This window comes from Sphaerisporangium aureirubrum, assembly GCF_042658925.1.
Lineage (GTDB): Bacteria > Actinomycetota > Actinomycetes > Streptosporangiales > Streptosporangiaceae > Sphaerisporangium > Sphaerisporangium aureirubrum.
The window spans coordinates 1-13,103 of sequence record NZ_JBHSRF010000132.1; the positions used below are offsets into that span (position 1 = coordinate 1).

The following is a 13,103-nucleotide window of genomic DNA, read 5'->3' on the forward strand; positions in this document are numbered from 1 at the left end:
GGGGGGTGGACGCTGGTCATCGCGGCGGGGGTCTACCGGGAGACGGTTTTGGTGGGGCGGGGGAAGACGGGGCTTGCGTTCGTGGGGGCCACGGGGCGGGCTCGGGATGTGCAGATCGTTTACGGGAACGCGGCGGGGACGGCCAAGCCTGGGGGCGGGACCTATGGGACCAGTGGCAGTGCCACGGTCACGGTTCAGGCCGACGGGTTCACGGGGCTGCACGTCACGTTCGCCAACGACTGGCTGCGGGGGGACCATCCGGAGATCACGGCCACTCAGGCGGTCGCGGCGAAGGTCATGGGTGATCGGTCGGTCTTCGAGGGGTGCCGCTTCCTGGGGCACCAGGACACCCTCTATGCCGACACCGTGAGCCTGGCCGAGTTCGCGCGGCAGTACTACCGGTACTGCTACGTGGAGGGGGACGTCGACTTCGTGTTCGGGCGGGGGACGGCGGTCTTCGACCGGTGCGAGCTGCGCATGTTGTGGCGGGACGTGTCGTTCACGCCGTACGGGTACGTGTTCGCGCCGAGCACGGCGGCCGCCAACCCGCACGGGTTCCTCGCGGTCCGGTGCGCGATCGGCGGCGAGGCGGCGATCGGGTCGTACGGGCTCGCCCGGCCGTGGCGGCCCAGCAGTGACCTGACCGCCGTGCCGATGCTCACCGTGCGGGAGACGTGGCTGGGAGACGCCATCAACCCGATCGCGCCGTATGTGGACATGAGCTCCGGCTATCACTGGCAGGACGCGCGTTTCGGGGAGTACCGCAATTTCGGCCCCGGGGCGGAGGTTCCCCTCCCGGAGAACCGGCCCCAGCTGACCCCCGAGCAGGCCGCCGAACGAACCGCCCGCACCCACCTCGGCGACTGGCGGCCGTCGGCCACACCGGCCCGCGCCGTCTCCTGATGGTCCATACACCTCGGCGGGGGCGCGAGAGTTCTGTGTCACATCATCGGCGAAGGCCGGTGTGGCGAAGCCAGGCGTCGATGCCGGGGCCGGCTTCGGTGACCTGTTCGCCGCGGACGGCGAGGCCTTCGCCGAGGGTGGCGCCGGGGCAGGAGACGATGTAGTCGCGGTCGGTGGTGCCGGCCGGGCGAGCCATCGCCTTGCTGCTGTCAGCTGGTGCGGCGGTTGCCCAGCCACGTGACCATGGCGGGGTCGTGGTGGTCGAAGTACAAGGAGGCGCCGGTGTCCAGGGCGGCGATGCGGGCCATCTGGTCGGCGGTGAGTTCGAAGTCGAACACCTCCAGGTTGGCCTTCATCCGCTGCCGGCTGACGGACTTGGCGTTGACCGGGATGCCCCGCTGGACGAGCCAGCGCAGCACGACCTGCGGCACGGTCCTGCCGTGCGCGTCGCCGATCCCGGTGAGGACGGGGTCGGTGAACAGGTCGTTCTTCCCGGCGGCGAACGGCCCCCACGACTCGACGAGGATGCCGCGTTCGCTGTTGATCCGCTGGTCGGCGGCGCGCTGGAAGAACGGGTGGACCTCGATCTGGTTGACGGCGGGGGTGATCTCGTTGTGGTCGACGAGGTCGACGACCCGGTCGGGGTAGAAGTTGGAGATCCCGATCGCCTTGATCCGCCCCTCCCGGTGCAGGGACTCCATCGAGCGCCACTGGCCGTACACGTCGCCGAACGGCTGGTGCATGAGGTACAAGTCGAGGTAGTCCAGGCCGAGCTTCTTCGCCGACGCCTCGAAGGCCCGGCGGGTGGTCTCCTCGGCGGGGTTGTCCTGCACCCACAGCTTGGTGGTGACGAAGAGCTCCTCGCGGGAAACCCCGCCCGCGGCCAGGGCCCGGCCGACGGCCTCCTCGTTCTCGTACGACGCGGCGGTGTCGAACTTGCGGTACCCGGCGGCGAGGGCGTCGGTGACGGCCTGCTCGGTCTGCTCCGCCGGGATCTGGAAGACCCCGAAGCCCAGGATCGGCATCTGGACGCCGTTGTTCAGGGTGACGGTCCGCATGAGACGCTCCTTCATCGTGATCGGCACGGCCACCGGACTTCGTTCCGGTGCATTGCTCAGCGTTCGAGCATCGCCAGGCCGGCTTCATTGTGGGTGTCCCCGGCGGCCGGCGGCAGCGCGGACAGCCGGGCAAGCTGCTCGCCGGTCAGGTGGAGGGCGTCGGCGGCGGTGTTCTCCTCCACCCGGTGGACGCGCTTGGTGCCGGGGATCGGGACGATGTCATCGCCCTGGGCCAGCACCCACGCCAGCGCGACCTGGGCGGCGGTGGCGCCCGCCTCGGTGGCGACCGCCTGGACCCCGTCGGCGATCCGCAGGTTCGCCTGGAAGTTCTCGCCGGTGAACCGCGGGTTGCCGTACCGGAAGTCGTCCTTCGCGAAATGGCCGGTGGACCGGATCTGCCCGGTGAGGAAGCCGCGCCCGAGCGGGGAGTACGGCACCAGCCCGATCCCCAGCTCCCGCAGCACCGGCAGCACCCGCTCCTCCACCCCGCGCGTCCACAGCGAGTACTCCGACTGGACCGCGGTGACCGGGTGAACGGCGTGCGCCCGGCGGATCGTCTCCGGGCCGGCCTCCGACAGCCCGATCGCCCGGATCTTGCCCTGCTCGACCAGCTCGGCCAGCGCGCCGGCGACGTCCTCGATCGGCGTGCCCGGGTCGACGCGGTGCTGGTAGTACAGGTCGATACGGTCGGTCCCGAGCCGCTTCAGCGAACCTTCCACCGCGGTGCGGATGTTGACCGGGCTGGAGTCCAGGTTCCACGGACCGGCGCCTCCGTGGGCCACGAGACCGAACTTCGTCGCCAGCACCACCTGGTCGCGACGTCCCTTCAGGGCCTGCCCGACGAGCTCCTCGTTGATGTACGGACCGTAGATCTCGGCGGTGTCGATCAGCGTGACACCCAGCTCCAGCGCCCGGTGCAGGGTAGCGATCGACTCGGCGTCATCGGTTCCCGAGCCGGTGTAGCCGTGCGACATCCCCATCGCGCCCAGCCCGATCCGGGCCACCTCAAGATCACGCAGCTTCGTGTGCTTCACCGAACCCCCAAATATTTGGTCGTGTCCTGGGTGGGGTGCCGACGCACTCCGCCCCCTGGTGAGTCCAGCCTCGCGCTTATCCCGGCGGGCTGACAGGGCGGGCCGTTCGGGGTAGTGACAGGGCCCCCCACCCCGCCGCCGCGCAGGTCAGCGGGATGTGAGACTTGGGGTATGGCATCTGAGCGTCCCACCGGGGAGAGCACGGAACTGGGTCTGTTCCTGCGCGCCCGCCGCACCCAGACCAGCCCCGGCCAGGTCGGCCTGCCCGCCGGGACCGGCCTGCGCCGCACCCCGGGACTGCGCCGTGAGGAGCTGGCCACCCTGGCCGGGATGAGCATCGACTACTACATCCGGCTGGAGCGCGGCAAAGAGACCCGCCCCAGCCCCGCCGTGCTCGACGCCCTCGCCCGCGCCCTCCAGCTGGACGACCAAGAGCACCAGCACCTGCGTGAACTCGCCGCCCGTGCCGCCCGCTACGCCCCCGATCCCCCGCCGCCGCCCAGCCGCACGGTGCGCCCCCACCTGAAACTGCTGCTGGAGACCCTGCGCCCCGCACCTGCCTACATCGTCAGCCGCAGCATGGACTTCCTGGCCTTCAACCCCGGCGGCCTCGCCCTGTACGCGGGCCTGGACGACTGGCCGGCCCGGCAGCGCAACCTGGCCCGCTACTTGTTCCTGCACCCCGCCGCCCGCACCCTGTTCCCCGAATGGGACACCCAGGTCCGCGGCTGCGTCGCCCGCCTGCGCGCCCAGGCCGGCACCGCCCCCGACGCCCCCGACCTGACCACCCTCGTCGGCGAACTACTGCTCAAAAGCCCCGACTTCGCCCGCCTATGGGAACGCTACGAAGTGACCGGCCGCAAACCCACCCGCAAGACCTTCCTCCACCCCCAGGTCGGCACCGTCTCCCTCCACCCCCAGTCCCTGGACCTGGAAGGCACCCCCGGCCAACGCCTGGCCGTCTACGTAGCCGAACCCGGCACCCCCGACCACGACGCCCTCCTCCTGCTCGACAACACCGCCCCCCACCCCGCCCCGGCCCTCTGACGCCCTCGCACCTCGCCCTACCGGCCGTCCGTGACCGCACCACGACCGTTGAGAAGGCGGAGCTTCTCGTCCAGGTCGCGGACGTAGGTGTTGGTGGCCCATGGCTGGAGGGCCCGTCTGGCGGCGCGGAGGTCATGTACGAGGCGCGGCGAGCTGTGCTGGGCCGTCATCTCGGCGGCCTCGCCCAGGCGTGACGCCGCCGCGGCGATCTCCCGCTTCTGCACGAACGCGCCCGCCTGCTCCAGCAACAGCAGTGCCCGTGCCCGGGTGGCGGAGGGTCCGAGACCCGCGAGCACCTGATCGGACGCGGCAAGGGCCTCGTCCGGGCGTTTCATGGCCGCCAGGCAATGGCTCCGGTTCCACAAGACGCGGGAGGGCGTGCACCAGTACAGGTGTGCCGGATCCCTCTCCCCATGTGGGCCGTCCGCCAGGTTGTACGCCTGGTCGATGGCCCGCAGGCCTTCGCTCCCCCTCCCGGCGTCGACGAGCGCACGTGCGGCCGTCTGCGCCGTGACCGCCCGCTGAAGCCGGCTCGGACTCTCCCGGGCCCACGCCCGCGCCACATGAGCATGATCGAGTGCCCTGGCCGGCCGTCCCCGGTTGCACTCCAGAAGCACGAGAAGACCGTGCAGATGCGCCAGCAGCGTCGGATCCCGCAACTCATGCGCCGCTTCCAGCCCTTGCTCGTACCAGCCGATGGCCCCCTGGTGGTCGAGCCGGTCATAACGCAGCCAGCCACCGAGGTGGCTCAGCGCCCAGTACGCGGCGGTGAGCCGGTCCCGAAGCGCCGGGAGGAGGGAGCCCTCTCGCAGGAGGCGTGTGACCAGATCCCGGTGGGCGTCGACCACGGGGAACAACTTCGCCGGGCCGTACGTCTCGTCGAGGTGCCAGCACTGGGCGATCAGCTTCTCTATCGCCGTCACGGTCTGGGTGTCCACTCGGGTGGTGCCGCGTACCGCGCGTAGCAGGCGGTCCTCCTCGCCGGGTGTGATGTGCCGCAGCAGGCGGACGGCGGGGAGGCCGCCCAGGGCCAGGGAGAGTTCGAAGAGCAGGTCGCGTCGCTTCACGTCGGGCTCCTCGGTGGTGAGGGCGTGGAGCAGGGCGGCACAGTCCGCGGGGCGCAGGGAGGGGGCGGGGCCGGGCGGCCGGTCCGCGGCGGGTGCCGGTTCCATGCTCGCACGGGGCGTGCGGGGCACCGAAGAGATGGGGCGGGGGCGCAGGCAGGGGTCCAGGTGGCGGTGGTCGACGGCGTCGATCAGGTCGCGGTCGTACGGGCCGTAGGTGGCGTAGACCTCGTCGGTCACCAGGCGGCGGGCGGTGGTGTGGTAGATGCGCGCCAGCAGGTCGAGCACGCGGGGGGACGGACGGCGGCGGGGGTGCGGCCAGGACTCCAGGTCGTACAGGCGGGCAGTACGCATGGAGGCCGTGCCCGCGGGGTCCAGGTCGTTGAAGGCGGCCACGACCTCGGTGGCGGTCATGCCGTTGGCGTATCTGTGCAGCAGCAGAGGGCTGTCGTCGAGGTCGAGCGCCAGGACGTCGGCGATCTGGTCGTAGGTGAAGCCTCTGGCGCGTAGCGCGTCGGATCGCTTCCGGTGGACCGGCAGGGCCCGGTGGTGCTCGTCATCTCGTCTCCTTCCCGCCGTCGCATTTTACCGACGCACGGTGCCCCGGCGATTACGCAATGGAGTCATGATCTTGGTGATCCGATGGTCATCCGCGGGCGTGCGGCGAGTGATGAGACCAGGTCACGGGCGGTGCGGGCAGGGTCAGGCGGAGCGGCCGGATGGGGGCGGACACCGGAGGGCCGGGCGGGGGACAGTGATGGGCGGCGCGGGACGGTCCCGCGATCATTGCCCGAGAAGGAGGGCGGGATGGCCGAGCCCGTCGCCGGGATCGCCGAGGCGCTCGTGCCGGCGAGTGGGATGGTGTGGCGGCGCGTCTTCACCGGCGTGCGCGAGGAGGCGCCGCGGGCGCGGGCGTTCGCGCGGTGCCTGCTGGCGGGGACGCGGTGGGTGGACGACGCCGAGTTCGTCGTCGCCGAGTTCGTGAGCAACGCCCTGCTGCACACCCGGTCGGGATGGCCCGGCGGGTACTTCGTGGTGGAACTCGTCCGACAGAGGGAGGCGGTCCGGGTCGGGGTGCACGACCTCGGGGGCGGGGCCGCGCCTGTTCTCCGGCAGGCCTCTCAGGAGGTCTGTCTCGACGAGCACGGGCGGGGCATGGTCGCCGTGGCCAACCTGGCGTTTCGCGTGGGGTACCACGGGAGCCCGGCGGTGGGGCATTTCGTCTGGGCGCTGCTGGCGGGTGGCGGGTCCTGAGCGGTGGGGGCGGGGAGTGTCAGTGATCTTGCCACGAGGTCACGTCGAAGCCGAAGGCGCCGCCGTTCACGATGTGCAGATATCGGATTACCGCTATGCGGCCTTCGTTGGTTCGGACGCATAGATATGAGCCCTTTTCGGGGTCCAGGACGGGAATGTCCGATGGGGCTTGGACGTGGGCGGCGCATTCTTGATAGCCGGGGCGGCCTGGGCCCGGCCAGGTGAGGACGGCGGCGCCCTCGCCTGGGGCGATCTCCGTGAAATCGTCCTTGCGGATGTCGGCGCCGGCCTCCCTCACCATGGCCGGGACGGCGTCGAGATCTACGCCGCCACGCTGGACGTAGACCTCTCCCTCCCAGCGCACGGCCGCCTCCGTTGATCGATCAGGCTGTTCGGAGGGCTCGGGTGGGGGTGTCGGGGTGGGCGTCGCCGGTGGAGGGGGTGCCGTCGTGGGGTCGGGGGGAGGAGTGGTGGCGCCGGTGGTCGTCCGGTCGGCTGGGGGGACGTCGCCGGCGGCCACGCTCTGGGCGATCTGCCAGGCCAGCGTCACCAGGGCTACGACTCCCGCGACCACGGTCCAGAAAGCGACGGCGCGACTACCCAGCCATCCTCTTTCTGGCTTTTGTTCTATCACCAGTCATCACCTGCCGCGCTCTGCACCGATTTTCTGATTATTGCGGTAGATGGGCGGCATTCGGCGCCTATTTGGGCTTAAGGAAGGGCGGCGTAGGCGGTGTCGATGGCTTCGGGGACGCCTTTCGGGAAGGTGGTGAACGGGGTTGGGGTGATGGTGCGAGTTTTGGTGCGGATGGTCTGTTTCCAGGTGCCGATGATCTGGCCGGCGTTGACGACGGTGGGGCGGAAGACGCCGTTGCCGCCGGGGACGATGCGGTCGGCGAACTCGGGGGCGAGGACGGCGGAGCGGTTCTGGTAGCCGAGGACGTACTCGTCGAAGCCGGGGAGCAGGAAGAGGCCCTCGGCTTCCGCGCGGTGGGCGGACAGGAGGTCGGGGGTGCCGGGGGCCATGAAGTACTCGGTGCCGTCCACCTCGGCGTTCGCCAGGGCGGGGCGGGCCAGGGTCAGGCCGGTGCGGGCGTCGCCGGTCAGCTGGTGGGCCCAGCGCATGAAGTCCTTGAGGGTGGCGGGGCCGTGACCGAGGAAGTAGCGGGTGGCCAGCTCGCCGAGGGCCTCGTCGCGGGCGAGTTCGCGGGGGTTCGGGATCCACTCCTCGATGAGGACGACGGCCTGCTCGCCGTCCAGGGTGGGGCCGAAGCACAGGACGCCGGACTGGGAGAGGTTGCCGAGCATGTGGTAGCCGCGCTGGCCGGTGGTCTCCAGGCCGCCCTTGTCCCAGACGGCCATGAGGTCGGCGCGGCGCAGGCTCCGGCCGCCGGACAGGGCCTCCTCGGCCAGCTCGCGGGCCCGGCCCAGGGCCCGTGCGTCGAGGCCGAGTTCCGCCAGGCGGGCGGTGTGGCCGCCGAGGATGCGGGGGGTGGTGAGGGGCAGCAGCCAGGGGAGGTCCTCGGCGGCGACCAGGTGGAGGGTGCCGCGCATCGGCCAGGACTTGACGATCTCACCGGCGTCGTAGGCGGCCTGGACGGCCTGCCGGGTGCCGCCCTCGGTGCGCAGCGCGACCGAGAGGATCGCGCCGGTGGGGTCCTGGGCCTGCATGGCGCCGAGCAGGCGTACGGCGTCGGCGGGGGTGGCCGTACCGGGGCCGGCGATCCGCTGGGCGACCAGACGGAGCAGGCCGATCTCGTGCGGGGTCATGCGCCTTTCCTGGGCGAGGGCGGCGTGATGGGACCGGGGGTGAGGGGGGACGGCGGCTTGATCGGCGGCGGGGCGATGGGGCCCGGCGTCAGGGGGGACGGGGGCTTGATCGGCGGCGGCGTGATGGGGCCGGAGGTGATCAGGGAGCGGAACTGGTCGTCGCGGTACTCGGCGGGCGAGCCGGGGAGGTTGGCCTCGCGGTCGCGGAGCTCGGCGCGGCGGATCTTGCCGGAGATGGTCTTGGGGAGCTCGTAGAACTCGACGCGGCGGACGCGGAGGTAGGGGGCGAGGTTCTCGCGGGCGTGACGAAGGATCGACATGGCGGTCTCCTCGGTGGGGGCGTGGCCGGGGGCCAGGGCGATGTACGCCTTGGGGACGGCGAGGCGTACGGGGTCGGGGGCGGGCACGACGGCCGCCTCGGCGACGGCGGGGTGCTTGATGAGCACGCTTTCCAGCTCGAACGGGCTGATCTTGTAGTCGGAGGACTTGAACACGTCGTCCGTGCGGCCGATGTAGGTGATGTATCCCTCAGCGTCCCGGCTCGCGACGTCGCCGGTGTGGTACCAGCCGCCGGCCATCGCCTCGGCGTGCCGCCCGGGGTCGCCCTGGTAGCCGGTCATCAGCATCAGGGGGCGGGCGGACAGGTCGAGGCAGATCTCTCCCTCGTCGGCGGGCGTCCCGGTGACCGGGTCGACCAGCACGACGGGGCAGCCGGGCAGGGGGCGGCCCATCGAGCCGGGCTTCACCGGGGAGCCGGGCGTGTTGCCGGCCAGGGCGGTGGTCTCGGTCTGGCCGAAGCCGTCGCGGATGGCGAGGCCCCAGTGGTCGCGGATCTGCTCGATGACCTCGGGGTTGAGTGGTTCTCCGGCGGCGAGGACCTCGCGCAGGTCGCCGGGCCCGCCGGACAGGTCCGCATTTATCAGCATGCGCCAGACGGTGGGGGGTGCGCAGAACGTCGTCACCCCGGCCCGCCTGATCTGGTCCAGGAGCGCCTGCGGGTCGAACCGGGCGTAGTTGTACACGTACACGGTGGCCTCGGCGATCCACGGGGCGAAGAAGCAGCTCCACGCGTGCTTGGCCCAGCCGGGCGAGCTGATGTTGAGGTGGACGTCGCCGGGCCGCAGCCCGATCCAGTACGCCGTGGTCAGGTGGCCGACCGGGTAGGACACCTGCGTGTGCAGGACGAGCTTCGGCAGGCTCGTCGTGCCGGAGGTGAAGTACAGCAGCAGCGGGTCGTCCGGCGCGGTGCCGGGGTGGGGCACCTCGGGGGCGTCGACGGTGTACGCCAGCCGGTAGTCAGCCCAGCCGTCGGCGGCGCCGTCCACCTGGATCCTGGTGTACGCGCCGGGGACCCCGCCGAACTTCGGCACGTCGGCGCCGGCCGCGACCACATGCTGCGCGCCGCCCCGCTCGACGCGGTCGCGCAGGTCGGCCGGGCCCAGCGCCGTGGTCGTCGGCATGATCACCGCGCCGAGCTTCATCACGGCGAGCATCGACTCCCACAGCTCCACCCGGTTGCCCAGCATGAGCAGCACCCGGTCACCGCGCCGCACCCCTTGCTCGGCGAGCCACACCGCGACCTGGTCGGAGCGGTGCGCCATCTCGGCGAAGCTCAGCCGGACCTGCGAGCCGTCCTCCTCGACGATCCACAGGGCCGTCGCGTCGTTGCCCCGGGCGTAGGCGTCGAACCAGTCGACCGCCCAGTTGAACCGCGGGCCGAGGTCGGGCCAGCGGAAGGACTCGACCGCCGTGGCGTGGTCGGCGCCCAGCCTGAGCAGGTCGTCGCGGGCCGTCCGGTACGCGGCGGTCACTGGAGTCATGGTCTCCCCCTCACGTCCGGGTGTCCGGTACCGGGTGCTTCGTCACCTTCTTCGTGGTGAAGCAACCGGTCTGGAGTCTAAATCCGGTACAGCGAGGGCGGGCGCGGCGGGCGGGAGTCAGGGACGGATGGGGGTCCCGGACGGATGGGGGTCCCGGACGGATGGGGGTCCCGGACGGATGGGGGTCCCGGACGGATGGGGGTCCCGGACGGATGGGGGTCAAGCGGGGAGGGCGCCTGTCAGGGGCGGACGGCGCCGACGAAACGGCCTGGGCCGTACGACGCCATGGTGACGACCTTGACCACGTCGCCGGTGCGCGGGGCGTGCACCATCTTGCCGTCACCCGCGTAGATGCCCATGTGGCCGAAGCCGTTGCTGAAGACCAGGTCACCGGGCTCCAACGCCTTCAGCGACACCCGGCGGGAGGCGCCCCACGCCCACTGCTGGTACGTGGTGCGCGGCAGCTTCACCCCGGCCGCCGCCCAGGACGCCTGGGCGAAACCGGAGCAGTCGTACGAACCCGGCCCGGTGGCGCCGTAGCGGTACGGCTTGCCGACCTGGGCGTAGGCGAACTGCAACGCCTTGCGGGCGCTGCCGGACGCGGGGCCGTCGTACGTGATGCCCCTGCTGTTGGGGTCGCCCGCGTTGAACTGGTTGAGGCGCCGCAGCAGGTTCTCCTGCTCGCCGACCAGCTTCTCGACCTTCTTCTTCTCCTTGCCGACGTCCCCGAGCAGGTCACCGAGGTCGTCGAACGCGGCCTTGGCGGTCGTGCGGCGGACGCGCAGACCCTTGGTGGCCGCGTCGAACTCGTTGAGCGTCCACGCCTGCCCCGCCGACACCTGGCCGGCCACCGCCAGGCCCGCCAGCAGACCCGACGGGTCCTGCTGGGACATGAGGCCCGGCACCGAGGACAGGCCGCCGTACTGGTACAAACCAGACGCGGTCGACACGACGCTCTCGCGCAGGCCTTCCACCTTGGCCTGCTCCGTGGCGTACTCCTTGTTCAGGCGCTCGTACTTGGTGCGGGCGGCCTTGTACTTCTCGTTGACGGTGTTGAAGCGCTCCACCACCGCGTCCGCCTTGTCGTTCAGCTGGGCGAGCTTCGCCCTGGCCTGCGCGAGAGTGGGCCGCGGGTCGGCGGCGGCGCCCACCTGGACGGTCAGCAACACGGCGGCGGCCAGCCCGGCAACCGCCGGAATCCGCCTCTTCCGGACGTCGAACACGGCAGGAGATACGCGGGAGCTCGCCGCATGGTTCAACGGCGGCACGAAGAATTTTCCCGGGCGCGCGCGGCGGGAACCCGCCCCCGGCGCTGCTCGTTTGCACGATCGGTCGCATCACCTCAACACGAGACACGAGAAAGAGGAACCGTGGTCTTCAAACGGATGCTGAGCGCCCTCGGCGTCGGCGCCCCCTCGGTGGACACCGTCCTGGCCACCACGCGCGTGCAGCCCGGCGGCACGCTGACCGGCGAGGTGCGGCTCAAGGGCGGCGACTTCGACGCCGAGATCGAGCACGTTGCGCTCGGGCTGGTCACCCGGGTCGAGTCCGAACGCGGCGACACCGAGCAGGTCGGCCTGATCGAGTTCTTCCGCGGCCAGGTCTCCGGCCCGTTCACCCTGCGCCCCGGCGAGGACCGCGTGCTCCCGTTCCACATCGGCGTCCCCTGGGAGACCCCCGTCACCGAAGTGATGGGCCACCGCCTGCGCGGCATGGCTATGGGCGTCCGCACCGAGCTGGCCATCGCGAAGGCCGTGGACAAGGGGGACATGGACGACTTCCACGTCACTCCCCTGCCGTCCCAAGAGGCCGTCCTGCGGGCGTTCGACCGCCTGGGCTTCGCCTTCAAGAGCGCCGACCTGGAAGTAGGCCACCTCTTCGGCGTAAACCAGCACCTGCCGTTCTACCAGGAGATCGAGTTCGCCCCCCCGCCCGCCCACCGCGGCCGCATCAACGAGGTAGAGCTGACCTTCGTAGCCACCCCCGCCGGCCTGGACATCATCCTCGAAGCCGACAAACGCTCCCGCTTCGGCATGGGCGGCGGCGACGCCATAGCCCGCTGGCAAACCACCCACCACGACGCCCCCCACCGCGACTGGCCCACCGAACTCACCACCTGGCTCAACACCCTCACCCCCTTCTCCGGCGGCAGCGGCCACGGCACCTACGGCCGCCACGACCACCACGGCGGCGGCATCGGCCTCGGCGGCATCGCAGCCGCCGGCGCAGCCGGTTTGATCGGCGGCTTCGTCGCCGCCGAAGCCCTTGACGAGATCGGCGACTTCTTCGAGGGCGACTAGGGGTACCGCTCTCCCCCGCGGCACATCGACAGGCCGGCCACCGTATTGGAGGCTGGCCTGTCCGGCCTATCCGGCCTATCCGGCTGGCTCGGCCTGTCCGGCTGGCTCGGCCTGTCCGGCTGGCTCGGCCTGTCCAGCCTGTTCAGTTGCTCGGCCTGTTCTGCTGGCCAGGCCTGTTCGGCCCGTTCGGCTGGCCCGGCCTGGCGGGGCAGGCAGGGCCCGCCAGCGGTGCGCGGGCCCTCGCGGCCCCACGAGACGACCGTCTCCCCCGGCGCCGAGACGGCGGGACGTGGTACGGCGAAATCGGCGCCGTCGTACGGCGGGAAACCCGTACGGCAAGACGACTCGCGAGGGTACCGATGAGCCCGGCAGGCTCGGGGTGTGGGACTCGCCCCCACATAAGAGCGCCCTTGCGGCTCCCGCGCGGAGCGCCCCTCCGCAAGAACGATTCGTGGGGTCAAGCGTCCACTTGTCCGGCTGGCCCGACCTGGCCGACCTGTCCGGCCGGGCAGCGCCCGCCAACGGCGTGCGGGCCCTCGCGGCCCCACGAGACGACCGTCTCCCCCGGCGCCGAGACAGCGGGACGTGGTACGGCGAAATCGGCGCCGTCGTACGGCGGGAAACCCGTACGGCAAGACGACTCGCGAGGGGTACCGATGAGCCCGGCAAGTTCGGGGTGTGGGACTCCTCCTCATAAGACAGCCCTTGCGGCATCCGCTTCCGCGCGGGGCGCGCCTCCACAAGGACCATGTTGTGGGGTGACGTCCCGCCGAGTGGTGTAAGTGGTGACGATCAGCGATCGACGGCTAGCACAAAGTGAGCCATCGTGTGACGGTCGAGGGGAAGGGCTCAA

General features: G+C 71.3%; 12 protein-coding genes. 4 read left to right on the forward strand and 8 right to left on the reverse strand.

The window, feature by feature from the left end:
• On the forward strand, positions 1 to 903 hold a 903-nt coding region (locus tag ACFP1K_RS39650), incomplete at its 5' end, for a pectinesterase family protein (RefSeq protein WP_380763486.1).
• 43 nt (positions 904 to 946) lie between these two features.
• Here the strand turns inward: ACFP1K_RS39650 and ACFP1K_RS39655 are convergent.
• Genes ACFP1K_RS39655 through ACFP1K_RS39665 form a run of 3 tightly spaced genes read right to left on the reverse strand, consistent with a single transcriptional unit; the run spans position 947 to position 2,995 of the window.
• On the reverse strand, positions 947 to 1,099 hold the full coding sequence (locus ACFP1K_RS39655) for a hypothetical protein (protein ID WP_380763488.1): 153 nt from the start codon (positions 1,097 to 1,099) through the stop codon (positions 947 to 949).
• A gap of 13 nt (positions 1,100 to 1,112) precedes the next feature.
• Positions 1,113 to 1,961, reverse strand: a complete 849-nt coding sequence (locus ACFP1K_RS39660) for an aldo/keto reductase (RefSeq protein ID WP_380763490.1) — start codon at positions 1,959 to 1,961, stop codon at positions 1,113 to 1,115.
• A 56-nt stretch (positions 1,962 to 2,017) separates the two neighbouring features.
• Positions 2,018 to 2,995 carry an aldo/keto reductase gene (locus ACFP1K_RS39665; protein ID WP_380763492.1) on the reverse strand — a complete coding sequence of 326 codons (978 nt, stop codon included), beginning with the start codon at positions 2,993 to 2,995 and terminating at the stop codon, positions 2,018 to 2,020.
• A 171-nt stretch (positions 2,996 to 3,166) separates the two neighbouring features.
• On the opposite strand from ACFP1K_RS39665, the gene ACFP1K_RS39670 reads away from it, so the two are divergent.
• Positions 3,167 to 4,042, forward strand: a complete 876-nt coding sequence (locus tag ACFP1K_RS39670) for a helix-turn-helix transcriptional regulator (protein ID WP_380763494.1) — start codon at positions 3,167 to 3,169, stop codon at positions 4,040 to 4,042.
• A gap of 17 nt (positions 4,043 to 4,059) precedes the next feature.
• Here ACFP1K_RS39670 and ACFP1K_RS39675 read toward each other — a convergent pair whose 3' ends face one another.
• A complete protein-coding gene (locus ACFP1K_RS39675) occupies positions 4,060 to 5,520 on the reverse strand; it encodes a hypothetical protein (RefSeq protein ID WP_380763496.1) in 1,461 nt (486 codons plus the stop codon).
• Positions 5,521 to 5,913: 393 nt separating this feature from the next.
• On the opposite strand from ACFP1K_RS39675, the gene ACFP1K_RS39680 reads away from it, so the two are divergent.
• Positions 5,914 to 6,360: an ATP-binding protein gene (locus ACFP1K_RS39680; RefSeq protein WP_380763498.1), complete on the forward strand. Its 447-nt coding sequence runs from the start codon at positions 5,914 to 5,916 to the stop codon at positions 6,358 to 6,360.
• A 19-nt stretch (positions 6,361 to 6,379) separates the two neighbouring features.
• Here ACFP1K_RS39680 and ACFP1K_RS39685 read toward each other — a convergent pair whose 3' ends face one another.
• The 4 genes from ACFP1K_RS39685 to ACFP1K_RS39700 form a co-directional block, all read right to left on the reverse strand.
• On the reverse strand, positions 6,380 to 6,934 hold the full coding sequence (locus tag ACFP1K_RS39685; protein ID WP_380763500.1) for a hypothetical protein: 555 nt from the start codon (positions 6,932 to 6,934) through the stop codon (positions 6,380 to 6,382).
• Between the two features lie 137 nt (positions 6,935 to 7,071).
• Positions 7,072 to 8,130 (reverse strand): winged helix DNA-binding domain-containing protein, encoded by a 1,059-nt coding sequence (locus ACFP1K_RS39690; protein WP_380763502.1) that lies wholly within the window; start codon positions 8,128 to 8,130, stop codon positions 7,072 to 7,074.
• Positions 8,127 to 9,950, reverse strand: coding sequence for an AMP-binding protein (locus tag ACFP1K_RS39695; protein WP_380763503.1), 1,824 nt, complete (start codon positions 9,948 to 9,950; stop codon positions 8,127 to 8,129). Before ACFP1K_RS39695 ends, ACFP1K_RS39690 begins: the two co-directional genes overlap by 4 nt.
• 239 nt (positions 9,951 to 10,189) lie before the next feature.
• Positions 10,190 to 11,173 (reverse strand): C40 family peptidase, encoded by a 984-nt coding sequence (locus ACFP1K_RS39700; protein ID WP_380763505.1) that lies wholly within the window; start codon positions 11,171 to 11,173, stop codon positions 10,190 to 10,192.
• Positions 11,174 to 11,320: 147 nt separating this feature from the next.
• Here ACFP1K_RS39700 and ACFP1K_RS39705 point away from each other — a divergent pair, with 147 nt between their 5' ends.
• Complete coding sequence (locus ACFP1K_RS39705) at positions 11,321 to 12,250, forward strand: sporulation protein (RefSeq protein WP_380763507.1); 930 nt, start codon at positions 11,321 to 11,323, stop codon at positions 12,248 to 12,250.
• Positions 12,251 to 13,103 lie beyond the last annotated feature (853 nt).